The sequence below is a fragment of the Pseudoduganella danionis genome, from assembly GCF_009720775.1.
In the GTDB taxonomy this organism is placed as follows: Bacteria; Pseudomonadota; Gammaproteobacteria; order Burkholderiales; family Burkholderiaceae_D; genus Rugamonas; species Rugamonas danionis.
Window position 1 is genome coordinate 1,808,374 of sequence record NZ_WNKW01000001.1, and the last position, 23,658, is coordinate 1,832,031.

Consider the following 23,658-nt stretch of genomic DNA (forward strand, 5'->3'; position numbering starts at 1 on the left):
GTTGCCACTGCGGATGCCCTGAGTTACATTGAATCATCATCAGGACGGGAGCCGGCGTGCTTAGCTTCGAGACACTGTTACTGGTTCAGGTTTGCACCACTGTGCTGACGACAGCACTGCTGGTGGCCTCTGCCTGCTATCGTGACAGCCCGCCCGAAATGCGCTGGTGGGCCACCGGCAATCTGGTAATTTCTGCCGGGCTGGCGCTGACCAATCTGGAAGGCGTGCCACTGCTGCTGTGCGCGCTGGTGGGCTACAGCCTGATCGCGCTGGGCATTGCGCTGGTGCTGCGCGGCGTGCGCGTGCATTGTGGCGACACTTTGAGCACAGGCCAGATCGTGCTGATTACCCTGATTGCACTGCTGGTCAGCGGCTATTTCACGCTGATCGAACCGAGCGTGCGTGGCCGGATTGCTTTTAGCGGCTTTTATTTCGGGGTGCTGAACTGGATGTGCGGCTATGCCGCGGGGCGCTATTCGAGCGAGCGCGGCGTGCCGATCGCCGTAACGGGCTTCGGCCTGCTGGGCGCGGCGCTGGTGGTGCGCGGCATGCATTTGCTGATGCAGGAAGGGCCGATCGACCTGTCCAGTTCGACGGTGCTGGGGATTACCATGCTGACCGTGCCGCTGGGCCAGGTCTGTACCAGCTTCGGCCTGATCCTGATGGTGATGTGGCGCTATGCGGAACGTCTGCGCCACCTGTCCAGCATCGATGCGCTGACGGGCGCGCTGAATCGCGCCGGGCTGGAGGATCAGGGTGGGCGGCTGGCCATGCGCTTGCAGCGGGCACGCCGCGATCTGGCAGTGTTGATGATCGATGTCGACCATTTCAAGCAGATAAATGACAGCTTCGGCCATGCTGCGGGCGATGAAGTGCTGCGCTGCCTGACCCGTTTGCTACGGCAGGAATTGCGGCCGATGGATGTGCTGGCCCGCATCGGCGGCGAAGAATTCGTGCTGGTGCTGGACGGCGTCGATCCCGCTGCCGCGCTGCGGCTGGCCGAACGCTTGCGCGCACGTATTGCGGACGAGGCGGTGCAATGCGACGAGGCCGCCGTGGCTTATACGGTCAGCATAGGCGTGGTGGCATCGGCGGCGGCCGGTTACGAACTGTCTGCGCTGATGGCAGCCGGTGACCGCGCCATGTATGAAGCCAAGCGCAGCGGCCGTAATCAGGTCTGCTCGGCCTGAGCTGACGCCGCCCATGCCGCAGCGCGGCTGGCCTATTGTTCGTAGGCGCTTAGTCTGAGCTGTTCTGCCGGGCTGAAACTGGCATCGCGCAACTGCTGCAAGGCGTCAGCAGTGCTGCCCGTACGATCGAGCAGTGCACGGCGGCGTGCCTGATAGCTGCTGATGCGGCGCTGCCAGTCGGCTTCCTCCTTATCCAGTTCGGCCAGACGGTCGGCAGCGGCCGGCGTAAATGTGCTGGCCCGCAGACGATAGATTTCGTTGTCGTCAGCGCCGCGCTGGCGTGCCTGCGCCACGGCCTGTTCCAGCGCCAGCACACGGGCGGGCGCGGCCCGTTCATTGCGCTGCTCGGGCGTGAGCGCCGCATCGAGTACCTGCCAGCGCTGCTGCTTTTCGGCCTCGCTCAGTTTGCGGTCGCTGCTGATAGTCATGCGGGCGATGGCATCTTCGTCATAGGCATCGCTGGCGCCGAACAGGGCCGCGCTTTCGGCCGGACTGAAATAGGCCGCACGGGTCTGGCGTAAGGCCTGCAGCCGCAAGCGTGCCGCTTTTATGGGATCGCCGCTCTTGGTCTGGCTGGCGGCCAGTTGCGCTTCCACGCCGGCGAGCGCCCTTTTGTAGTCTATGTAGACATCGAGCAGGCGCTGTGCTTGCTGTACGGCCTTGCCGTGCAGGCGGCGCTCCAGTTCGTGGCGGATTTCGCTATGAATGGCGTCCAGCGGCTTTTCGCCCAGCGCGGCCAGATAATAGTCGAACAGGTAGACCAGCTCGGGCGTCAGCACTAGCTGGTCCTCCCCCGACTGGCTAAGCTGGCCGTCGGGCCGTGTCCCCAGCATGGAAGGCACGAAGGCAAAGTAGTCGGGCGTCGCTTCAGGCGTGCGTGACGCCTGCGCGGCTGGCTGGTGCCAGCCTGCGTAGATGGCCGTGCCGATCAGGGCCGCGAGCAATAGCAGCCCGAGCTTGCCTGCCTTGGATTTCATGGGCAATCCTTACAGCCCCATGCCCTGCAGGCGGTTGGCCTGCTGCCGGAACAGGGTGACGGGATTGGTCTCGAACAGATTGCTGATGCCGACCATCTGGTTGACTTCATCCAGATGGTTGAGCGCATAGTCATCGCGGATCACCCGGCCCAGGTGGCTGGAGCAGCTGCTGACCAGACCATCGTTCTTGGCGCCGTTAAAGGCCAGCGACGTCAGGGCCAGCACGGGGTCGCTCACATCGAGCAGATTGGTGTAGGGCTGGGTGCCACTCCACGAGAAGTAGTACACACCGTTGACCTGATAATCGCCTTCGCCACAGGCGCTGACGGGCACGCCTTGCGGGTGGCGCTGGTTGAATGCCATTGTGCCGGCCGTGCTCAGCGAGGTGGCGGCAGCGCGCGCATTCTGCGGCAGGGTGGGATTACCGGACAGGAAGCTGATGAAGCCGGAGACGGCATTGGCGACGCCATAGGTCACATCGGGTACGGCGCCGATCAGCACATCGGCCACGCGCGAACCCTTGTTGACACCGCCGATGCTGGTGACAGAGGCCACCAGATCGGGCCGCACCGAGGCCACATAGCGCGAGGTCGGGCCGCCATGGCTATGGCCAATCAGGTTGACTTTGCTGGCGCCCGTGGCGGCGAGGATCTGGCGTACCTGCGTGAGCAACTGTTCGCCCCGTACTTCGGTGCTGTTGGCGGCCGAAACCTGGGTGATGTAGACCTGCGCGCCGCCGCTGCGCAGCGCCGAGGCGATGCCGTAGAAGTAATCGACCGGGCCGATATTGTCGAAGCCGAACAGGCCGTGCACCAGCACGATGGGGTAGCGGGTCTGGGTATAGCCGGCGGCGCGGGCGGGACTGCTTATCAGGCTGCAGGCGAGCAGACAGAATGCCAGGAGCTGGCAGATGCGTTGTCTCATGATGGTCTCCGTGGATTTTTTTATGGTCCGGCGGCGCTGCCGGTGAAGAAAATGTAGCACCAGCTCAATGACCGTGCAGACCGCAATCTAGGCCTGGCGAGCCAATCTGCATAGCTGCTGATGACAGCAGTGAGGCTGCGCTATAATCAACGCAAAAAAACCACAGCAATCCAGCGAGAGACAGCGAGACGACCTTGCCAGCCCATTTCGACCTGCAACAATTTCAGGCCATGACGCCGCTGGACGGCGACAACATCTGGGCCTATCTGCTCGACCACCATGCCGAGCGGATTACGGTGAAGCGGCGCAAACCGGCGCTGGAAAATATCGAGAAAATCTTCCGCGCCACGTTCAAGCTGGCCAATGAGGTGGGCTTCCGCACCATGAATCTGCGCGACCTGTGTCGTGAGACTGGACTGTCCATGGGGGGGCTGTATGGCTACATCAGCAGCAAGGACCAGCTGGCGGAAATGATAGAAGATGTGGTGCGCCATGCTACCCATGAAGTGCCGCGCATGTTCGATGATCTGAGCGATCCGCTGGACCGGCTCGAAGCGCTGGTGCGGGCCTCGATCTTCGTATCCGAGATACTGCAGCCGTGGTTCTATTTCGTCTTTATGGATTCGCGCGTGCTGCAGACAGCCCAGCGTGCCACGGCCAAGGAATCGGAACTGTATGTGCAATCGCTGTTCGCCCACATCATCAGCGAACTGCCAAACCGGCCGCAGGGCAGCCCCGAGCTGCTGGCGTCACACATCATGGCGATGTTCCAGGACTGGTATGTGAAGCGCTGGAAGTACCGTGCGGCCGACATCACGCCCGACCAGTTTGCCGACAGCGCCGTGCGCATGATGCGCGGCTATCTGCGCGGCTAGGCGCGCAGCCTAGCCAGGCGACTACTGATTGGCGGGCGGTGTGGCCGGTGGCGTAGGCGTTACATTCTCGCCACCGGGCGGCACATAATCTTCCATATCGAGCGAGTGGCGCGCCGCATCGCCCATGAACTCATCATACAGCCATTCGCCGTTGACCTGGGTCAGGCCGGCCGGGGTTGGACGTTCCTGCGGCGGACGGTTCTGCAGCGCCACCTTCATGTAGTCTATCCAGATCGGCAGTGCCACGCTGGAGCCGAACTCCTTGCCGCCCAGCGATTTGGAATCATCGTAACCCATCCACGACACGGCCACGATGCCGCCGCCATAACCGGCGAACCAGCCATCGACGGCATCGCTCGAGGTACCGGTTTTGCCGGCCAGATCAGGCCGACCCAGTTTGGCCACGGCAGCACCGGTGCCGGTGCGCGTTACCTGACGCATCAGGCTATCGGCTACATAGGCATTGCGTGGATCGATCACGCGGGCTTCGTCGGGCAGCGTGGTGCGCGGTTTGGTTTCGGAGATGACCTTGCCATTGCCATCGACGATTTTGGCGATGAAATACGGCTCGACCGTGTAGCCGCCATTGGCGAACACGGAATACGCGCCCACCAGCTGGGCCGGCGTAACCGAGCCGGTGCCCAGTGCCAGCGTCAGATTCTTGGGATGCTTGGCCAGATCGAAACCGAATTTGCCCAGATAGTGGTGGGCGAATGGCACGGTGATCGAGCGCAGGATGCGCACCGATGCCACGTTCTTGGATTCGGCCAGCGCAGTACGCATGGTAATCGGGCCATCGAACTTGCCGTCGTCGTTTTTCGGGCTCCAGGCTTCGTTGCCCGTTTCGGCGCCTGTCAGATCGAGCGGCGAATCGTTGATGATGGTGGACGGGTTAAAGCCTTTTTCCAGCGCCGCCGAATATACGAAAGGCTTGATGGAGGAGCCGGGCTGGCGCCATGCCTGCGTGACGTGGTTGAACTTCTGCAGGTTGTAATCGAAGCCGCCCACCATGGCATGGTAGCCGCCCGTGACCGAATCGATGGACACAAACGCCGCCGCCACTTGCGGCACCTGGGTGATGCTCCAGCTATTCTTTTCCTGCATGATGCGCACCACGGCGCCCGGACGCAGGCGTACGCTGTCCTTGGCTTTGTCGCTGAGGGCATTGGTCACCAGACGCAGGCCATCGCCGGTAACCGTGATTTCGTCGCCGGACGGATTTTGCACCTTGACGGCCTTCGGACTAGCTTCCAGCACCACGGCCGGAATCAGGCGGTCGCTGCTCGGGCGGCGCTGCAGCGCTTCCTCGATGGCGTCATCGCGTTCCTCGGCATTGGCCGGCAGATTGATGAAGGCTTCCGGTCCGCGGTAGCCGTGGCGCTGGTCATAGTTCAGCACATTGCGGCGCACTGATTCGTAAGCGGCAATCTGGTCCGCCTTGAGGATGGTGGTGTAGACGCTGATGCCCTTGGTGTAGGAGTCTTCCTTGAACTGGGCATACACTACTTGACGCGCGAGTTCGGCCACGTATTCGGCGTGGGTTTCGAATTCCTGACCACGATGGCTCACATGCAGCGTGGTATGCAGTGCCTTTTGGTATTGCTCTTCGGTGATGTAGTTGAGGTCGCGCATGGAGCGCAGTACGACTTGCTGGCGTTGTTTGGCGCGCTTGGGGTTGACGGCAGGATTGTGGCGCGCAGGATTCTGCGGCAGGCCGGCCAGCATGGCCATTTCGGCAATGTTCAGGTCTTTCAGCGATTTGCCGAAGTAGGTCTGGGCCGCGCTGCCGAAGCCGAACGAGCGCTGACCCAGATAGATCTGGTTCATATACAGTTCGAGGATCTGGTCCTTGCTCAGGGCCGCTTCAATTTTGAAGGACAGCATCACTTCATTGAGTTTGCGGCCGTAGAATTTTTCCCGCGTGAGGAAGAAGTTACGCGCCACCTGCATGGTGATGGTGGAGCCGCCCTGACGCATGGCACCACCCAGATTAGCCTTGGCCGCGCCCAGCGCGCGCACCCAGTCGATGCCGTTGTGGTCGTAGAAGCGCTTGTCTTCGATCGCGAGCACGGACTTTTTCATCATCTCGGGAATGTCCTTGATGGGGATGAAATCGCGGTGTTCTTCGCCGAATTCACCGATCAGGGCATTGTCGGCCGTGTAGATGCGCAGCGGGATCTTGGGCCGGTAGTCGGTCACCGCATCGAGCGATGGCAGGTTGGGTGCCACCACCAGCAGCAGATAGGCGATTAGCAGTCCGCCTGCGATCAGGCCGGCAACGCCTATGGCGATGAAGCCACGGATGGCATTGCGACGGGTCAGCCACTTGGAAAAATCGATGGAGGAAGTAGTCAAGGCAGGCACTCTTGGAGACATCGGTAGGCGCGATTATAGACCATCGCGTTGCGCGTTTCCCGAATTGGAAACTGGCGATTTTTGCAAATTAGAGGGAGGCAGTCTATGCTGGCGCCAAGAATTGTCGTAACGTATCATTATTCGAGCTTAAACGTATCACCGGGGAAGACATGGCGGAACCGCAGCACACTCTCGATTGCGATCTACTGATAGTCGGTGGCGGCATCAATGGGGTCGGCATCGCGCGCGATGCGGCCGGCCGCGGGCTGTCGGTGGTGCTGTGCGAAAAAGACGATCTGGCTTCCCATACTTCGTCGGCCTCGTCCAAGCTGATTCACGGCGGCCTGCGCTATCTCGAGTATTACGAGTTCAATCTGGTGCGCAAAGCTCTGATCGAGCGCGAAGTGCTGCTGCGCGCCGCGCCCCACATCATGCGCCCGCTACGCTTCGTCATGCCCCATGCGGCCGGTTTGCGGCCTAGCTGGATGATACGGGCCGGTCTCAAGCTGTATGACATGCTGGCCAAGCGCGAGCTGCTGCCGCCGTCGTCGGCCATCAATCTGCGCTGCCATCCGGCCGGCCAGCCACTGAAGCCGGAATTCCGCTGCGGTTACATCTATTCCGATGGCTGGGTGGATGATGCGCGGCTGGTCGTGCTGAACGCCATGGATGCGGAAGAAAAGGGCGCCATCATTCTGACCCAGACCCTGTGCAGCCGATTGCAGCGGCAGGCAGGCGGCTGGCAGGCCGAGTTGCACAAGCAGGGTTGCGGCGATGTGCGGGTCAACGCCCGCTATGTGGTGAATGCGGCCGGGCCATGGACTGCTCAGGTGCTGCATGCAGCCGTGCCGAAAGAAGGTGGCGGACATCTGCGGCTGATTAAGGGCAGCCATATCATCGTGCGGCGCATCTTCGAACATGAACATGCGTATATATTCCAGCACCGTGATGGCCGTATCGTGTTTGCCATTCCGTACGAGCACGAATTCACACTGATAGGCACGACGGACCTGGATTACCATGGTGACGCCAATCAGGTGGCCATCAGTGAAGAAGAAATCCGCTATCTGTGCCAACTGGCCAGCGAGTATTTTGTCCGGCCCGTCGTACCGGCCGATGTGGTGTCCAGCTATTCCGGCGTACGTCCGCTGGTGGAAGATGGGGCCGATGCCAAGGCCGTCACGCGCGACTACCGGCTGGAAGTGGATCAGGATGGCCCGCCGCTGCTGAGTGTTTTCGGCGGCAAGATCACCACCTACCGCAAGCTGGCCGAAGATGCAGTCGATCAGGTGGCCCGTGCGCTGGATAACCGCCATGGCCCATGGACCCACGACGCCTGCCTGCCCGGCGGCGACCTGTTTGGAGCCAAGCCGCAGAACCGTTCCGTGCTGGAGTTCGATAGCTGGGTGCGTACGGTGCAGAACCAGTATGCCTGGCTGGCGCCGCTGCTGGTGGCGCGCTACGCGCGCGCCTACGGCACACGGCTGCATACGCTGCTGGCACAAAAGACGACGCTGGCCGACATGGGCGAGGAAATTCTGCCCGGCCTGTATGCGACGGAAGTGGAATATCTGCGCCGCTATGAATGGGCGCGCACGGCGCAGGACATCCTGTGGCGCCGCTCCAAACTGGGGCTGCACCTGCCTGCTGACGCGGCGCAGCGGCTGCAGGACTGGCTGCTGGCCCATCCCGTCCAGTGTAAATAGAAAACGGCGCCTGTCCTTGCGGATCAGGCGCCGTGTTGCGCTAGGCGCCGCGTGCGCGGCGCTGGCTGGATTACTTCACGCCGTGCATCAGTTTCTGGATCAGCGGAGCGATCAGGAACAGCAGCACGCCGCCCGCCATCAGCGAGTAGAAGCCGAAGGTGTAGCCGCTCAGCGCCGAGGTGACCGACATGCCGGCTTCGCCACTGACGTGGGAAGCGAAGATGCCCGACAGGTTGTTGCCGATACCGGTGGACAGGAACCAGCCGCCCATGCCCAGGCCGACCAGACGGGTAGGTGCCAGCTTGGTCACCATCGACAGGCCGATAGGCGACAGGCACAGCTCACCGATCGATTGCAGTACGTAGACCATGAACAGAGTCCAGAACGGGATCTTGTTGTCGACGTTTACCAGCATCGACAGCGCATACATCAGCAGGCCGAAAGCGGCGCCGTTGAACAGCAGGCCAAGGCCAAATTTACGCGGGATCGATGGATTGGCATTGCGCATGGCGACCCAGATGAAAGCGATGATCGGTGCGCAGGTAATGATGGCCAGCGAGTTCACGGTCTGGAACCAGGCTACCGGGAAGGTCCAGTTGAACATCACGCGGTCAACGATTTTGTCGGCCAGGAAGGTGAACGAACTACCTGCCTGTTCGAAGAACATCCAGAACATGATGTTGAAGAAGAAGATCAGCAGCATGGCGATGACTTTGTCGCGCGCTACTTTGCCGTTGCGGATACCTTCTACCAGCAGCATCACGGACAGCAGGATGAACAGGCCGGACAGCACGATCTGCAGACTGGCGGCGCCAGCGGCCAGCAGCAGGTACACCAGCGGAATCACGCACAGCGAGCCCAGTACCACGTAGACCATGCGCTTGGGATCGGCGTTGCTTTCGTCCGGAGCACCGATGCCTTTGAGCTGGGCGCGGCCGATGAAGAACCATACCAGACTAACCAGCATGCCGACGCCTGCGGACAGGAACACTACTTTATAGGCAGGCATGCCGTGGTTGCCGAAGACGGCCGAAGCCAGCCACTCGGTCAGCACCGGTGCGACCAGCGCGCCCGAGTTGATGCCCATGTAGAAAATGGTGAAGCCGGAATCGCGGCGTGGGTCGGCGGCGCTATACAGCTTGCCTACCATGGTCGAGATATTCGGCTTGAACATGCCGTTACCGACGATGATGGTGGCCAGACCAAATTTGAACACGGTCTGGTCGGGCAAGGCTATCATGAACAGGCCGGCCGCCATGAACGAGGCGCCCACCAGAATCGAGCGCTGGTAGCCTAGCACGCGGTCTGCCACGTAGCCGCCGAACAGTGCTGCAGCATATACCAGCGCCAGATAGGAGCCGTACACCAGATTGGCAGCCGATTCGCCCGTTGGGTCGCCGCTGTAGAACTGGGCCACGACGTAGAGTACCAGGGCCCAGCGTATGCCGTAGAAGGCAAAACGCTCCCAGAACTCGGTCATGAACAACATCCAGAGCGGGGCAGGGTGGCCCATGATCTGTTTGAACTCGGGAATCTTCGCTTCCGTATTGGTGATGGTCGCACCGCTCATGCGGCTTCTCCTATTTTTTATGATCGAAAAAAGTCTCTCGGACTCCCTCGTGGGGTGCCAAGTGGGCGCCATTTTAATCTACAAATCGCTGGCAACGGGCATTTTGATGCACAGTTCCTAAAGTTGTGGCATTTGTGCTATTAAATTAACCATAACAGGAATGCACAATCTCGACCCCGCACGACGGCGGTTTGTCGTATATTGAGGGCGCGGCACTCTGTGCCGTGCATCGAAATTGAATAAGGATTTACGCATCATGGAACATGACGTTGTCGATACCCTGATTTCGCCGGAAGGACATCTGGAAGTCCTGTCCAAGGCGGAGGTGGCCAAACTGCTCGATACCAGCCAGGGCGGCCTGTTTAATACTCTGCGCCGCTGCGCACTCGCTGTGCTCAATTGCGGCAGCACCATCGACGATGGCAAGGAACTGCTGGAACGTTATGAATCGTTCGATATCAGCATCCTGCAGCGCGAGCGCGGCATCAAGCTCGATATCAAGGGCGCGCCTGGCATCGCTTTCGTCGACGGCAAAATGATCAAGGGCATACATGAGCACCTGTTTGCCGTGCTGCGCGATATCGTTTTCGTCAGCAGCGAAATTAGCGACAATCCCAAGTTCGATGTGGAGAGCACGGAAGGCATTACTGATGCGGTGTTCCATATCCTGCGCAATGCCGATGTGCTGAAACCTCTGCTCAACCCGAAGCTGGTGGTGTGCTGGGGCGGCCACTCGATCAACCGCGCCGAATATACCTATTCCAAGGAAGTGGGCTATCAGATGGGCTTGCGCGATCTGGATATCTGTACGGGCTGCGGCCCGGGCGCCATGAAGGGGCCGATGAAGGGCGCCACCATAGGCCATGCCAAGCAGCGCTTTACCAACGGGCGCTATCTGGGTATTACCGAGCCGGGCATCATTGCGGCCGAATCGCCCAACCCCATCGTCAACGAACTGGTGATCATGCCCGATATCGAGAAGCGCCTCGAAGCGTTTGTACGTACGGGCCATGGCATCGTGGTATTCCCGGGCGGTGCCGGCACTGCCGAGGAAATCCTGTACATCCTCGGCATCCTGCTGCACCCTGATAATGCCGAGATTCCTTTCCCGCTGATCTTCACGGGACCGGAAACTTCGCGCGAATACTTCGTGCAGATTAACCAGTTCATCCACGATACGCTGGGGCCGGAGGCACAGCAGCGCTACAAGATCATCATCGATGATCCGGAACTGGTGGCGCGCGAAATGCAGAACGGGATCAAGGAAGTGCGCGAATACCGCAAGCTGCGCAGCGATGCGTATTATTTCAACTGGGGCCTGAAGATCGACCACGAGTTCCAGCGGCCGTTCGCACCGACTCACGAGAATATGCGCAAACTGAGCTTGCACAAGCAGCAGCCCGTGCACCTGCTGGCCGCCAATCTGCGTCGTGCCTTTTCCGGCGTGGTGGCCGGTAATGTGAAGGAAGAGGGCATACGTGCCGTCGAAAAGCACGGCGTGTTCGAAATCCACGGCGACAAGGAGATTATGGAACCGATGGATGCGCTGCTGGCTTCCTTCGTGGTGCAGCACCGCATGAAACTGGCCGGTAAACATTACACGCCTTGCTACCGCGTGATCCAGTAAGCCGGCTTTATCGCATGGTCTGAACCAGTTCGCCCAGCCAGTCCGCAAACACGCGTACCCGCTTGGGGATGTTGCGCCGGTGCGGGAACAGGATGTGGCTGGGCATGGGCGCAGGCAGATAGTCGGACAGCACCTGTGCCAGCAGGCCGGCCTGTATGTCGGCCTGCGCGGCCGACTGTGGCAGCTGGGCGATGCCTAGCCCGCCACGGCAGGCCGCGCTATACGCGACGCTGTTATTCACGGTGACTTTGTGGCCCATGGCGAGGTATTGCGTCTGGCCGCTGGCGCTGTCGTAGTATTCGAATCCGGCCGGCTGGCTGGCCGGGTTGGGCTGGTAGTTGACCAGCCAGTGCCGCGCCAGATCGTCCAGCGTGGCCGGTGTGCCATGCTGTGCCAGATAGGCCGGACTGGCCACGTTGATCAATTCCAGTGGCGGCAATGGGCGCGCGACCAGCGACTGGTCCACCACGGCGCCTACCCTTACCACCAGATCGAAGCCTTCGCCCAGCAGGTCGACGCGGCGGTCGGTGCTGAACAGGTCTACCTGCAGTTGCGGATGCGCGGCCAGAAAGCTAGCCAGATGGGCGCTGACCTGCGCCGCCAGACCTAGCGGCATGTCGGCCCGGATGCGACCCCGTAGCTGGTCGCCCTGACGGAACAGGGCGCTGATGTCATCCAGATCTTCCAGCAGACGGTCACAACGTTCCAATAGATCGGCACCTTCGCGGGTGATCTGTACGCGCCGCGTCGTTCTTTGCAGCAGGCGCGCGCCTAGCTGTTCTTCGAGTCGCTGGATCGCATTCGAGATGGTGGCGCGCGGTAGGTCGAGCCGGTCGGCCGTACGGGTTAAGCTACCCAGTCTGGCCACCCAGCTAAAAATTCTCAAGTCTTCCGTCTGGATTGGTTTCATTTTTCGAATAGTGATGTCAGATTCTGCTGATTTATCCATTCATTATACGGAATTACACTCTATTTCATCTGCTCCACGTGGCGAGCATGAACGAGATAGGAGTCTGACATGAGCAATACCATCGCTAACACCGCAGCAAATACCCCAGCCTCGAATGGCCGTCTGGCCCTGATTACGGGCGGCAGCCGTGGGCTGGGCCGCTCGGCCGCCATCCATCTGGCGCGTGCCGGCTGGGACGTGGTGATCACCTATAAGGAACGGGCCGATGCGGCCGAGGCCACGCTGGCGCAAGTGCGTGCACTGGGTCGCCAGGGCGCAGCTCTGGCGCTCGACAGTGGCGTCGTGGCCGGCTTTGCCGACTTCCGCAGCCGTTTCGCGGCCGTGCTGCAGACCCAGTTTGGCCGCAGCCAGTTCGATGCGCTGGTCAACAACGCCGGTAATGGTGCCGACGTGGCGTTTGCCGACACCACCGAACAGCAGTTCGACGAGATGCTCAACGTGCACCTGAAAGGCGTGTTTTTCCTGACCCAGACCCTGCTGCCGCTGCTGGCCGATGGCGGCCAGATTCTGAATGTGTCCAGTGGTCTGGCGCGCTTCTCCTTCCCTGGCAAGGCCGTCTACGCCATCATGAAGGGCGGGGTGGAAGTGCTGACGCGCTATCTGGCCAAGGAGCTGGGCCCGCGTGGCATCCGCGTCAACACGCTGGCGCCGGGCGCGATTGCGACCGACTTTGGCGGCGGTGCAGTGCGCGACAACCCGCAGATCAACGCCCATGTGGCAGCGGCGACGGCGCTGGGCCGCGTAGGCGAGGCCGATGATATCGGCGGTGCCGTGGCCAGCCTGCTGGATCAGCGTAGCGGCTGGATCAATGCGCAGCGCATCGAAGCTTCGGGTGGCATGCTGGTGTAAGCCGTAACGGCAAGCGCAATGAAAAAAGGCCCGCTGAATCAGCGGGCCTTTTGCTATGCATGCGCAGCATGCATAGTGTTTAGCTTACTCTTCGCGGCGCAGGTGCGGGAACAGCAGCACGTCGCGGATGTTAGGCGAATCGGTAATGATCATCATCAGACGGTCGATACCGATACCGCAACCACCGGCTGGCGGCATGCCGTATTCGAGCGCGCGGATGTAGTCGGCATCGTAGAACATGGCTTCTTCGTCACCGGCATCCTTGGCGGCTACCTGTGCCAGGAAGCGGGCCGACTGGTCTTCCGCGTCGTTCAGCTCGGAGAAGCCGTTGGCGATTTCGCGGCCCACCATGAACAGCTCGAAGCGCTCGGTGATGCCGGCCTGCGTGTCGGAAGCACGGGCCAGTGGCGATACTTCGGCCGGATAGTCGATGATGAAGGTAGGTTCCCACAACTGGGCTTCGGCGGTTTCTTCGAACAGTGCCAGTTGCAGCGCGCCCAGACCGGAAGTGGCGAACGGCTTGACGCCGAACTTGGCCAGCTCCTTGGTGAGGAATTCCATGTCGGTCAGCTGTTCCGGGGTGTAGCCCGGCGCATACTTGTTGATGGCTTCGACGATGGTCAGGCGGTGGAAAGGCTTGGCCAGATCCAACTCGCGGCCGCCGTAGGTCAGGGTGGCGGTGCCGTGTGCATCGATGGCGGCCTGACGGATGATCTCTTCCGTGAAGTCCATGATCCACTTGTAGTCGGTGTAGGCCGCGTAGAATTCCATCATGGTGAATTCTGGATTGTGACGGATCGACACGCCTTCGTTACGGAAGTTACGGTTGATCTCGAACACGCGGTCGAAGCCGCCCACCACCAGGCGCTTCAGGTACAGCTCAGGCGCGATACGCAGGAACATCTGCATGTCCAGCGCATTGTGGTGGGTGATGAAAGGCTTGGCCGCAGCGCCACCGGGGATGGTGTGCAGCATCGGCGTTTCCACTTCCATGAAGGCGTTCTTTTCCATGAAACGGCGCATCGACGAGATGGCAGCGGTACGCGCTTTGAACGTACGGCGCGTCTCTTCGTTCATGATCAGATCAACATAGCGCTGACGGTATTTGGTTTCCTGATCGGCCAGACCGTGGAACTTGTCCGGCAGCGGACGCAGCGACTTGGTGATCAGACGCAGGGTGCTGACCTTGATGGTCAGTTCATCGGTCTTGGTCTTGAACAGGGTACCGGTCACACCGAGAATGTCGCCCAGATCGTAGTGGTGCAGGGCGGCCATGGCGGCTTCGCCCGTCAGGTCCAGCGTCACATAGATCTGGATACGGCCATCGGCGCGTGCGCCCGACGAATCCTGCAGCGTGGCGAAAGCGGCTTTCTTGCCGGCTTCGCGTTTGAGCATCATACGGCCAGCCAGCACCACGTTGATCGGGTTGGCTTCCAGCTCTTCACGGGTCTTCTCGCCAAATTGCGCATGCAGATCGGCCGCCTTGTGTTCCGGCTTGAAGTCGTTAGGGAAGGCTACGCCTTGTTCGCGGATGGCGGCCAGCTTGGCGCGGCGCTCGGCGATGATCTTGTTTTCGTCATGCGCTGGGTGTTCGTGATGATCCGTAGTCATGGTCATTTCTTCTGTTGAGGTAGTGATTGTTAAACGGCGGCGCTGGCAAACAGCGATTCGACATCGAGTTCGCTGAAATCGCGCGCCATGGCGATGATGTTATCGAAACCGGCAAACGCTTCGGCCGGCAGTGTGGTGGTCAGTACGACGGCGCGCATGCCGGCGCGACGCGCTGCTTCCACGCCCAGCGGTGCATCCTCGAACACGATGCTGTGTTCTGGGCGGGTGCCGGCCCGTTCGGCCGCCAGCAGGAATACGTCCGGATGCGGTTTGCCGCGTGCCACATCGGCAGCACCGGCAATGGCGGCGAATTCGGCGCGCAGATCCAGCCCGTCCAGCGTGAAGTCGATGTTTTCTTTCGGCGCAGCCGTGGCCACGGCCATGCGCACACCGGCACGCCTGGCGCTGGCCATGAAGGCTTCCAGCCCGCCGGCCGGTGCCAGATGGGGCGCATACAGTTCGCGGTACAGCGATTCCTTTTCCTCATCGAAGCGGGCATAGTCCTCGCGCGTCAGATGGTCGCCCAGATAGGCGGCCAGAATCTCGTGACTGGTGCGTCCTGCCGTCGCGCGGAAGAACGCATCGGGTTCGGGATTCAAGCCCTGACGCTGCATGAAGCTCAGCCACGACTGCATGTGGTAAGCCATGTTGTCGACTAGGGTGCCATCCATATCGAAGATGAAGGCGCGGGCCGGAGTGCTGTGCATTAGACGCCCTGTTTCAGCGAAGCGGAAATGAAGTCGTCCAGATCGCCGTCCAGTACGCCCTTGGTGTTACCCGTTTCGAAGTTGGTACGCAGGTCCTTGATGCGCGACTGGTCCAGCACATAGGAACGGATCTGGTGGCCCCAGCCCACATCGGTCTTGGAGTCTTCCAGTTTCTGCTGCTCGCTCATGCGTTTGCGCAGTTCCAGTTCGTACAGCTTCGCCTTCAGCATTTCCATCGCTTCGGCCTTGTTGCGGTGCTGCGAACGGTCATTCTGGCACTGTACAACGATGCCCGTTGGACCGTGGGTCAGACGTACGGCGGAGTCGGTTTTGTTAATGTGCTGACCACCGGCGCCGGACGCACGGTAGGTATCGATACGCAGATCGGCCGGATTGACTTCGATATCGATCGAGTCATCGACTTCCGGATACACGAACAGCGACGTGAACGAAGTGTGGCGGCCGTTGGACGAATCGAATGGCGACTTGCGTACCAGACGGTGCACGCCGGTTTCCGTGCGCAGGAAGCCATAGGCGTAATCACCTTCCACCTTGATGGTGGCAGTCTTGATGCCGGCAACCTCGCCGTCTGACTGTTCCATGACTTCGACTTTGAAGCCTTTGCGCTCTGCATAGCGCAGGTACTGGCGCAGCAGCATGGACGCCCAGTCCTGTGCTTCGGTGCCGCCGGCACCGGCCTGGATGTCGATGAAGCAGTTGTTCGGATCCATAGGATTGTTGAACATCCGGCGGAATTCCATGCCTTCGATGACTTTGCGGACTTCTTCCGCATCGACGATCAGCGCTTCCAGCGTGTCGTCGTCGCCTTCTTCCTTGGCCATGGCGAACAGATCGCCCATGTCCTGCAGGTCGGTATGGGCTTTGGTCAGGGTGAATACCACTGCTTCCAGCGATTTCTTTTCCTTGCCCAGATCCTGAGCCTTCTTAGGCTCGTTCCAGACGGTAGGATCTTCCAGCTCTTCGTTTACCTGTTCGAGTTTCTCCGACTTCTTATCGAAGTCAAAGATACCTCCGAAGTTCGGCTTCGCGCGTGGTCAGATCGGCGAGCAGGGCGGAGAGGGAGTTGATGCGTTCGGCTTCCATGTTTTCTTCTTTTCTCAGGCTGAAATCAAACCCTAGATTATACCCTAGGCGGGCCATGCTCTTGTAGCTATCTGGCCTAGTTTTAGCCCTGACGATGCCGGTGTTTGTGGCAGGATCAAGTCCAAACGGGGTGGTTAAGCGTGAAATGCTGCCATTTATGCCACAAAACAGGTAATATCTCGCCTTTGGGCCGCGCGTTACTTGTGGCCGGCAGGCTGACTGCGTATGATTTCGCGCAGTGCGTCGTTGTCAAAAATAAATACATTTCTGGAAACCGCTCACCCATGCGTCCTGCCTCCGTTCGTGCCGCCTCTGCCCGCCCTGTATTGCGGGCGCGGGGCCGGCTTGCACTGTTGCCAGCTTTGCTGGCGACTTGCCTCTCGGCTTGCGTCAGCTTGCCGCGTGAGGCTGCGCCACCGGCCGGCAGCCGCGCTACGCTGGCAGTGCTCGAGACGACCGACCTGCATGCCAATCTGCTGGGTTACGATTACTACAAGCTCAAGGCCGATCCTTCCATCGGTCTGGAACGCACGGCGACGCTGATTGCGCGGGCGCGCAGCGAATTCCCCAACCATGTGCTGCTCGATAATGGCGATGCGATCCAGGGCACGGCGCTGGCTGATTATCAGGCGCTGGTCGCGCCGCTGCCGTGCAACCAGACCTTGGCCGTCTACAAGGCCATGAACCAGTTGGGCTACGACGGCGGCGGCATCGGCAACCACGAATTCAACTATGGGCTGGCCTATCTGAATCAGGTCACGGCCAGCCATTTCGAGGTGGATGGCGTGGCCCGCGACGCGGCCCGCTGCGCCGGTCCGGCCTTCCCGCTGGTGCTGGCGAATATCTACAGCAGCCGTACGCATGCGCCGCTGTTCCCGCCTTACCGGATTTTGCAGCGCCAGATCAGTGCCATGGGGCCCGATGGCGCGCCTGTGCGCAGTACGCTACGCATCGGCATCATCGGCTTTACACCGCCCGGTGTGCTGCAGTGGGACCAGCGTGCGCTGGAAGGCAAAGTGTATGCGCAAGGCGTGCGCGAAGCGGCACTGCAATACATCCCGCTGATGCGCGAGCAAGGCGCCGATCTGGTGATCGCGCTGGTCCATGGTGGGCTCGATGGCGCGCCTTACACGGCAGGGATGGAAGATGCCGGCTACTATCTGGCGCAGGTGCCCGGGGTGGATGTGCTGCTGATGGGCCATGCGCACCAGAGCTTCCCGCAGGCGGCCAGCACGCTGCCTGCTTTCAATCTGCCGGGCGTGGACAAGGTGCGTGGTCGCGTGCATGGCGTGCCTGCCGTGATGGCTAATCTGTGGGGTAAAGATCTGGGCGTGATCGGCCTGTGGCTGCGTTACGACGGCCAGCGCTGGCTGGTGGACCGCGACGCCACCACGGTGGAAGTGCGTTCGACGCGCCAGCCGGACCGCAGTTACGTACCGGCCGATGCCGCGCTGGCGCAGTTGGTGGGGCATGAGCATGAAGCGACCATACGCTACGTACAGTCGCCGGTCGGGCATAGCGACTTCCGTATGAGTAGTTATTTCGCCGATGTGGGCGACAGCACGGCCATACAGGTGGTGAATCAGGCGCAGACGGCTTATGTACAGCGCTATGTGGAAGCCAGCCATCCGGTCTGGGGCGGCTTGCCCGTGCTATCCATGGCGTCGCCGTTCAAGGTCGGTGCGGCTGGCGCTGCCGATTACACCGATGTGCTGGCAGGTGGTCTGGCGCTCAATAATGTGGCCGACCTGTATCTGTACCCGAATGCGTTGCATGTGGTTAGAGTGAATGGCGCCGAACTCAAGGCGTGGCTGGAAAAATCGGCCGAGCGTTTCAACCGCATCGACCCGGCCAGCACTGCCGTGCAGGAGTTGGTCAATCCCGCCGTGCCCGGATTTAACTTCGATATGCTCACAGATGCCGATGTCAGCTATCAGATTGATATCAGCAAGCCGGTGGGGCAGCGCATCATTGGCCTCAGTTATCGCGGCGCGGGCGTGCTGGCAGAACAGCCGTTTCTGGTGGCGACCAATAACTACCGCGCCAGTGGCGGCGGGGCTTTCCCCGCACTGGATGGCAGCCGCACCGTACTGGCTGCACCGGATGCCAGCCGCGATGTGCTGATCAGCTATATCCGCGAGCGGCGTCAGTTGAACCGTAGCCGTGACGGTGCCCAGCGTAGTTGGCGCTTTGCACCGCTGAAGACGCGCGCTGCGGTGGTATTCCATTCGGCACCGCAGTTACAGGAGCTGGCCGAGGAGGCTGGCCTGCGCGGCATCACCCAGTTAAAGAATGACGATGGCGGCGGCAAAGGGCTGGCCTTGTATGCGATAGATTTGTCACTATGATCAAGCTTTGCACTAAACCGGTGCGCACGCTGCTGGCGGCGCTGTTATCGACTTTGCTGATGGGCTCAGGCGCCAGCGCTGGTCCGGTCGATCAGGCGCGCCTGTATCTGCGCGGCAGCGCTGAAGTACCGGTGAATCTGCCCAAGGCCTACGCGCTGTTCAGCACTGCCGCCAAGGCAGGCGATGCGCAGGCCGCCTACTATCTGGGCATGATGTACCGTAACGGCATGGGCGTAGCCGCGAATGCCAAGACTGCCGCACACTGGTTAAGTTTCGCAGCGAATCACCAGATGCCGGCCGCGATGTTCGCGCTGGCGCACCTGTATCTGAGCGGCGAAGGCGTCAAGCGCGACGAACTGGTAGCGCGGCGCTGGATAGAGAAAGCGGCCGATCTGGAATACCCGGATGCCGTGATGGCCATGGCCATCGGCCTGCGCGATGGCTCCATGGGTTTCGAGCGTAACGAAGCGCTCTACGAAACCCAGATGCGCTTTGCCCAGCGGGCGTTCGAGCGCCGCACTTCGGGCATGTAAAGCCCCTGTTTGCTAAGCAAACTTCCTTACAGCGAACTTACAACGAGGCCAGTCGCAGCAAGCGTTTTAGCTTGCTGCGATGCCGCACATGTATCTGTTGCTCACACAAGATAAGCCACCTACAATGCATCATCGATGGGGCGTAGTCCAGCCGTATTTCCAGCGTAGTTTCAGCGTAATTCACACTATAAAAACGTTGTATAACAGGAGATAGCAGATGACTTTCAAGTTGAAGATGCTCGTAGCAGGTATCGCACTCGGTTTCTCGGCTGGCGCCATGGCGGCCGACCCCATCAAGATCGGTGTGGCAGGTCCGTTTACGGGCGGTTCTGCGCCCATGGGTGTCTCCATGCGTGACGGCGTCAAGCTGGCTGTGGCGGAAATCAATGCCAAGGGCGGTGTGCTGGGCCGCCAGATCCAGTTGATCGAACGCGACGACGAAGCCAAGAACGAACGTGGCGTGCAGATCGCGCAGGAGCTGATCAACAAGGAACGTGTCGTCGCTACCGTCGGCTACATTAACACCGGCGTGGCGCTGGCTTCGCAGCGTTTTTATCAGGACGCCAAGATTCCAGTGATGAACAATGTGGCCACCGGCTCCATCATCACCAAGCAGTTTGCCGACCAGCCGGAGAACTACATCTTCCGCAACTCGGCCAATGACAGCATCCAGTCGCACATGATCGTGCAGGAAGCCGTCGACAACCGCAAATTCAAAAAAGTGGCGATACTGGCCGACTCCACCAACTACGGCCAGCTAGGCCGTGAAGATCTGGAAAAGGCGCTCGACAAGAAAGGCATGAAAGCCGTCGCGATCGAGAAGTACAACCTGAAAGACGTCGACATGACGGCCCAACTGCTGAAAGCCAAGCAGGCCGGCGCTGAAGTGGTGCTGACCTACGGTATCGGCCCTGAACTGGCGCAGATCGCCAACGGCATGGAAAAGCTGGGCTGGAAAGTGCCGCTGATCGGCAGTTGGACTCTGTCGATGGCTAACTTTATCGACAACGCCGGCAAGAACGGTAACGGCACCCGCATGCCGCAGACCTTTATTCAGGACCCGAATACGCCCAAGCGTAAAGCCTTCATCGATGCCTACGTAAAAGCCTATCACCCGCCGGGCGACCGTATGCCTTCGCCTGTGTCGGCAGCGCAGGGCTACGATTCGATCTATTTGCTGGCGGCTGCCATCAAGCAGGCCGGTTCCACCGAGGGCCCGAAAGTCAAAGCCGCGCTGGAAAGTCTGAACGAAAAAATCGACGGCGTGGTCACCACCTACAACAAGCCGTATAGCAAAGATAACCACGAAGCCATCACGGCTGACATCACCGTGTTCGGTGAAGTCAAGGATGGCAAAGTCGTAGCGGCCGGTAAATAAGCCCTGCGATTCTGGTTCCTGGCCAGTCTTGATGCGTCAAGTCTGGCCATTTTCTTATCGATCCTGACTATCGGTGGTCATTATGGAAATACTGCTGCAACTGGCGTTCAGTGGCATTGCGCTCGGCATGATTTATGCCGTCATCGCTTTCGGCTACCAGCTAACCTTTGCCACTTCCGGCACTCTCAATTTCGGCCAGGGCGAATCGCTGATGCTGGGCGCTCTGGTCGGCCTCAGTCTGGTGGGGAATATCCACGGCGGCCCTTACATGAGCTATCTGCTGATGATCCCGCTGGTGATTGTGTTCGGCGGCCTGCAGGGCATGTTCGTCGAATGGATAGGTGTACGGCCTGCCATCAAAATCAAATCGGAATTCGGCTGGATCATGTCCACCATTGCGCTGGCCATCATCTTCAAAAACGTAGCCGAGAACATCTGGGGCAAGGATGACCTGACGTTCCCCATGCCGCTCAGTTCCGCGCCGATAGAAATCCTGGGCGCCAATGTGCAGCCCATGCAGATCGCCGTGATCGTGGGTGCGCTGGCCATCATGGCTGCCGTCGAACTGTTCAACCGTAAGTCCATCTACGGCAAAGCTGTCGTGGCTACGGCCAACGACCGCGATGCGGCCGGCCTGATGGGGATTAACACGGGCATGGTGATTACGTTTTCGTATGCGCTGTCCTCGGCCACGGCGGCGTTTGCCGGCGTGCTGGTGGCGCCACTGACGCTGACGGGGGCCACCATGGGCGCTTCGCTGGGCCTGAAGGCGTTTGCCGTGGCGATTATCGGCGGCCTGACTTCGGGCGTTGGCGCCATCGGCGGCGGGCTGATACTGGGCATCGCCGAGACCATGACGGGTTACTACATCTCGACCGGCTACAAGGAAGTGCCGGGCTTGCTGCTGCTGTTGCTGGTGCTGGCGGTGAAACCGTCCGGCCTGTTCGGCAAAGCCGCCATCAAGAAAGTCTGAGGTCTACATGAACAAGAAGCTACTTGCAGCAAGCGTACTCGGACTGGTGGTACTGGCACTGTATCCGGTGCTGATTCCTAATCCTTACTATATCCATCTGTTCGAAACGATACTGATCTACGCGATACTATTGTTCGGTCTCGATATCGTGGTCGGCTATACGGGGCAGGTGTCGCTCGGCCATGCGGGCCTGTTCGGCATCGGCTCGTATGCCACCGGTGTGCTGGTGTTCAAACTGGGTGCGCCGTTCTGGGTGGCGATCCCGGCCAGCATAGCCAGTGCCGCCATCTTCGGTGCCATCCTTGCGCTGCCGGCGCTGCGCGTGACAGGGCCGTATCTGGCCATGGTGACGCTAGCCTTTGGCACCATCATCCAGATTCTGATCAACGAGATGACCTTCCTGACGGAAGGGCCGATGGGCATCAAGATCGCCAAGCCGGTGATCCTTGGTCAGAAGCTCAGTGAAGTGGGCTACTACTACATGGTGGCCGTGCTGATGGTACTGGCGCTGGTGATCGTGCACCGCGTGCTCAAATCGAATCTGGGCCGCGCGTTCGAAGCGCTGCGCGATAGCCCGATCGCGTCCGACTGTATGGGCGTTTCGGTGTATCGCTACAAGGTATATGCCTTCATCATCAGTGCCGGTTTCGCCGGTCTGGCGGGCAGTCTGTATGCGTATTCGGAAGAATACATCTCGCCCAATACCTACAACTTCGAGCTGACCATATTGTTCCTGCTGGCCGTGATCATGGGCGGCCGCAAGACCCGTTCCGGTTCGTTGATCGGCGCGCTGATCGTGGTGATGCTGCCTAGCCTGCTGGCCGACATTGAACTGTTCCGCCAGATTGCCGTTGCTGCCGCGGTACTCGGCGTGATCGGTTCGGCACTGATGCTGGCCAAAAAGCGCAGCACGGTGCGCGGCGTGCTGGTGCCGCTGGTGGCCACCATCGGTATGGCAGCGACCTCGTTTAAGCTGGAGAACATCGTCGACTGGCGTCTGACCATCTTCGGCCTGATGACGCTGTTCGTGGTGTACTACCTGCAGGACGGTATCGTTGGCTTCCTGCAGAACCTGATGGGGCGCGGCGCGCAGCATGCGCAGGGTGTGGCGGCCAGCGGCGTGGCGCCGTTCGACCGTGCACAGGGCGGCACGGCCGGCAGTACGCTGCTGCAGGTCGACCAGATCCTGATGCAGTTCGGCGGTCTGAAAGCGCTGAATCAGGTGAACCTGAACGTGATCCAGGGCTCGGTCCATGGCCTGATCGGACCTAACGGTTCCGGCAAGAGCACCATGATGAATGTGCTGACGGGGATCTACAAGCCTACCAACGGTAAGGTGAGCTTTGCCGGTGCCGTGATTTCTGGCCGCACGCCATCGGAGATTGCGCTGGGCGGCGTGGCGCGGACTTTCCAGAACGTGCAGCTATTCGGCGAAATGACGGCTACCGAGAACGTGCTGGTCGGCCTGCACAACACCTTCAAATCGAATGTGCTGGATGTGATGCTGCAGACGCCCCGTTACAAGGCCGAGGAAAAAGCCGCGCGTGACCGCGCTGCCAGCATCCTCGAATTTGTCGGCCTGTCAGCCATGGCCAACGAGGAAGCGCGCAATCTGCCATATGGTAAGCAGCGCCTGCTCGAAATCGGCCGTGCGTTGGGTCTGAGCCCGCGTCTGCTGCTGCTCGATGAGCCGGCGGCCGGTCTGACGGCGCCTGATATCAAGGAGCTCATGGCCATCATCCGCAAGATCCGCGACCACGGTATTACCATCATCCTGATCGAACACCATATGGACGTGGTGATGGCGCTGTCCGATACGGTGACGGTGCTGGACTTCGGCCAGAAGATCGCGGAAGGCGTGCCTAACGCTGTGCAGAACGATCCCAAGGTGATCGAGGCCTACCTTGGCGGTAGCGGTGAAGAACACGGCGGTACCAAAGCGCCGGCGGCGCACTGAATAG

Annotated in this window: 18 protein-coding genes; 10 read left to right on the forward strand and 8 right to left on the reverse strand. The window is 60.4% G+C overall.

Annotated elements, in window-relative coordinates:
• The first annotated feature begins 56 nt into the window (after nt 1-56).
• The gene (locus GM655_RS07915) at nt 57-1,190 is read left to right on the forward strand and encodes a GGDEF domain-containing protein (RefSeq protein WP_371866733.1); all 1,134 of its coding nucleotides are present in this window, start codon (nt 57-59) and stop codon (nt 1,188-1,190) included.
• Between the two features lie 32 nt (nt 1,191-1,222).
• Here GM655_RS07915 and GM655_RS07920 read toward each other — a convergent pair whose 3' ends face one another.
• Both GM655_RS07920 and GM655_RS07925 read right to left on the reverse strand, forming a co-directional pair.
• A complete protein-coding gene (locus GM655_RS07920) occupies nt 1,223-2,167 on the reverse strand; it encodes a lipase secretion chaperone (RefSeq protein ID WP_155433979.1) in 945 nt (314 codons plus the stop codon).
• Nucleotides 2,168-2,176: 9 nt separating this feature from the next.
• Complete coding sequence (locus tag GM655_RS07925; RefSeq protein WP_155433980.1) at nt 2,177-3,091, reverse strand: lipase family alpha/beta hydrolase; 915 nt, start codon at nt 3,089-3,091, stop codon at nt 2,177-2,179.
• A 194-nt stretch (nt 3,092-3,285) separates the two neighbouring features.
• Between GM655_RS07925 and GM655_RS07930 the strand changes: the two genes are divergently transcribed.
• Nucleotides 3,286-3,966 carry a TetR/AcrR family transcriptional regulator gene (locus tag GM655_RS07930; protein ID WP_229632416.1) on the forward strand — a complete coding sequence of 227 codons (681 nt, stop codon included), beginning with the start codon at nt 3,286-3,288 and terminating at the stop codon, nt 3,964-3,966.
• A gap of 21 nt (nt 3,967-3,987) precedes the next feature.
• Here the strand turns inward: GM655_RS07930 and GM655_RS07935 are convergent, their stop codons facing one another.
• Nucleotides 3,988-6,342 carry a penicillin-binding protein 1A gene (locus tag GM655_RS07935; protein WP_155433981.1) on the reverse strand — a complete coding sequence of 785 codons (2,355 nt, stop codon included), beginning with the start codon at nt 6,340-6,342 and terminating at the stop codon, nt 3,988-3,990.
• Between the two features lie 149 nt (nt 6,343-6,491).
• Here GM655_RS07935 and glpD point away from each other — a divergent pair, with 149 nt between their 5' ends.
• Nucleotides 6,492-8,027, forward strand: coding sequence for a glycerol-3-phosphate dehydrogenase (gene glpD, locus GM655_RS07940; protein ID WP_155433982.1), 1,536 nt, complete (start codon nt 6,492-6,494; stop codon nt 8,025-8,027).
• A 70-nt stretch (nt 8,028-8,097) separates the two neighbouring features.
• Here glpD and GM655_RS07945 read toward each other — a convergent pair whose 3' ends face one another.
• Nucleotides 8,098-9,597 carry a peptide MFS transporter gene (locus GM655_RS07945; RefSeq protein WP_155433983.1) on the reverse strand — a complete coding sequence of 500 codons (1,500 nt, stop codon included), beginning with the start codon at nt 9,595-9,597 and terminating at the stop codon, nt 8,098-8,100.
• A 256-nt stretch (nt 9,598-9,853) separates the two neighbouring features.
• On the opposite strand from GM655_RS07945, the gene ppnN reads away from it, so the two are divergent.
• Nucleotides 9,854-11,224: a nucleotide 5'-monophosphate nucleosidase PpnN gene (gene ppnN, locus GM655_RS07950; RefSeq protein WP_155433984.1), complete on the forward strand. Its 1,371-nt coding sequence runs from the start codon at nt 9,854-9,856 to the stop codon at nt 11,222-11,224.
• A gap of 7 nt (nt 11,225-11,231) precedes the next feature.
• On the opposite strand, the gene GM655_RS07955 is transcribed toward ppnN, so the two are convergent.
• Nucleotides 11,232-12,134 (reverse strand): LysR family transcriptional regulator, encoded by a 903-nt coding sequence (locus GM655_RS07955; protein ID WP_155433985.1) that lies wholly within the window; start codon nt 12,132-12,134, stop codon nt 11,232-11,234.
• 108 nt (nt 12,135-12,242) lie between these two features.
• Here GM655_RS07955 and GM655_RS07960 point away from each other — a divergent pair, with 108 nt between their 5' ends.
• Complete coding sequence (locus GM655_RS07960; RefSeq protein WP_155433986.1) at nt 12,243-13,043, forward strand: SDR family NAD(P)-dependent oxidoreductase; 801 nt, start codon at nt 12,243-12,245, stop codon at nt 13,041-13,043.
• An 84-nt stretch (nt 13,044-13,127) separates the two neighbouring features.
• Here GM655_RS07960 and lysS read toward each other — a convergent pair whose 3' ends face one another.
• The 3 genes from lysS to prfB form a co-directional block, all read right to left on the reverse strand.
• Nucleotides 13,128-14,654 (reverse strand): lysine--tRNA ligase, encoded by a 1,527-nt coding sequence (lysS, locus tag GM655_RS07965; RefSeq protein WP_155433987.1) that lies wholly within the window; start codon nt 14,652-14,654, stop codon nt 13,128-13,130.
• A gap of 29 nt (nt 14,655-14,683) precedes the next feature.
• Entirely contained in the window at nt 14,684-15,361 is a 678-nt protein-coding gene (locus tag GM655_RS07970; RefSeq protein ID WP_155433988.1) for an HAD family hydrolase, read from the reverse strand.
• Nucleotides 15,361-16,465 (reverse strand): peptide chain release factor 2 gene (prfB, locus tag GM655_RS07975; protein ID WP_155433989.1). Its coding sequence is split into 2 segments (ribosomal slippage): nt 15,361-16,383 and nt 16,385-16,465, totalling 1,104 coding nucleotides; the frame shifts between segments, so codons are not numbered across the junction. The genes GM655_RS07970 and prfB overlap by 1 nt, the downstream gene beginning before the upstream one ends.
• A 284-nt stretch (nt 16,466-16,749) precedes the next feature.
• Here prfB and GM655_RS07980 point away from each other — a divergent pair.
• The 5 genes from GM655_RS07980 to GM655_RS08000 all read left to right on the forward strand — a co-directional run bounded on the left by GM655_RS07980 (nt 16,750) and on the right by GM655_RS08000 (nt 23,654).
• A complete protein-coding gene (locus GM655_RS07980; RefSeq protein ID WP_155433990.1) occupies nt 16,750-18,813 on the forward strand; it encodes a bifunctional 2',3'-cyclic-nucleotide 2'-phosphodiesterase/3'-nucleotidase in 2,064 nt (687 codons plus the stop codon).
• Nucleotides 18,810-19,346 carry a tetratricopeptide repeat protein gene (locus GM655_RS07985; RefSeq protein WP_155433991.1) on the forward strand — a complete coding sequence of 179 codons (537 nt, stop codon included), beginning with the start codon at nt 18,810-18,812 and terminating at the stop codon, nt 19,344-19,346. Before GM655_RS07980 ends, GM655_RS07985 begins: the two co-directional genes overlap by 4 nt.
• 217 nt (nt 19,347-19,563) lie before the next feature.
• The gene (locus GM655_RS07990; protein ID WP_155433992.1) at nt 19,564-20,724 is read left to right on the forward strand and encodes an ABC transporter substrate-binding protein; all 1,161 of its coding nucleotides are present in this window, start codon (nt 19,564-19,566) and stop codon (nt 20,722-20,724) included.
• Nucleotides 20,725-20,806: 82 nt separating this feature from the next.
• The gene (locus GM655_RS07995) at nt 20,807-21,697 is read left to right on the forward strand and encodes a branched-chain amino acid ABC transporter permease (RefSeq protein ID WP_155433993.1); all 891 of its coding nucleotides are present in this window, start codon (nt 20,807-20,809) and stop codon (nt 21,695-21,697) included.
• Between the two features lie 7 nt (nt 21,698-21,704).
• Nucleotides 21,705-23,654 carry a branched-chain amino acid ABC transporter ATP-binding protein/permease gene (locus GM655_RS08000; protein WP_155433994.1) on the forward strand — a complete coding sequence of 650 codons (1,950 nt, stop codon included), beginning with the start codon at nt 21,705-21,707 and terminating at the stop codon, nt 23,652-23,654.
• Nucleotides 23,655-23,658: the final 4 nt, after the last annotated feature.

Bases quoted from the DNA above. Each gene is read 5' to 3' on its own strand.
- GM655_RS07920 (WP_155433979.1), bottom strand. From the start codon at position 2,167: ATGAAATCCAAGGCAGGCAAGCTCGGGCTGCTATTGCTCGCGGCCCTG.
- GM655_RS07925 (WP_155433980.1), bottom strand. From the start codon at position 3,091: ATGAGACAACGCATCTGCCAGCTCCTGGCATTCTGTCTGCTCGCCTGC.
- GM655_RS07935 (WP_155433981.1), bottom strand. From the start codon at position 6,342: ATGTCTCCAAGAGTGCCTGCCTTGACTACTTCCTCCATCGATTTTTCC.
- glpD (WP_155433982.1), top strand. From the start codon at position 6,492: ATGGCGGAACCGCAGCACACTCTCGATTGCGATCTACTGATAGTCGGT.
- GM655_RS07945 (WP_155433983.1), bottom strand. From the start codon at position 9,597: ATGAGCGGTGCGACCATCACCAATACGGAAGCGAAGATTCCCGAGTTC.
- ppnN (WP_155433984.1), top strand. From the start codon at position 9,854: ATGGAACATGACGTTGTCGATACCCTGATTTCGCCGGAAGGACATCTG.
- GM655_RS07955 (WP_155433985.1), bottom strand. From the start codon at position 12,134: ATGAAACCAATCCAGACGGAAGACTTGAGAATTTTTAGCTGGGTGGCC.
- GM655_RS07960 (WP_155433986.1), top strand. From the start codon at position 12,243: ATGAGCAATACCATCGCTAACACCGCAGCAAATACCCCAGCCTCGAAT.
- lysS (WP_155433987.1), bottom strand. From the start codon at position 14,654: ATGACTACGGATCATCACGAACACCCAGCGCATGACGAAAACAAGATC.
- GM655_RS07970 (WP_155433988.1), bottom strand. From the start codon at position 15,361: ATGCACAGCACTCCGGCCCGCGCCTTCATCTTCGATATGGATGGCACC.
- GM655_RS07980 (WP_155433990.1), top strand. From the start codon at position 16,750: ATGCGTCCTGCCTCCGTTCGTGCCGCCTCTGCCCGCCCTGTATTGCGG.
- GM655_RS07985 (WP_155433991.1), top strand. From the start codon at position 18,810: ATGATCAAGCTTTGCACTAAACCGGTGCGCACGCTGCTGGCGGCGCTG.
- GM655_RS07990 (WP_155433992.1), top strand. From the start codon at position 19,564: ATGACTTTCAAGTTGAAGATGCTCGTAGCAGGTATCGCACTCGGTTTC.
- GM655_RS07995 (WP_155433993.1), top strand. From the start codon at position 20,807: ATGGAAATACTGCTGCAACTGGCGTTCAGTGGCATTGCGCTCGGCATG.
- GM655_RS08000 (WP_155433994.1), top strand. From the start codon at position 21,705: ATGAACAAGAAGCTACTTGCAGCAAGCGTACTCGGACTGGTGGTACTG.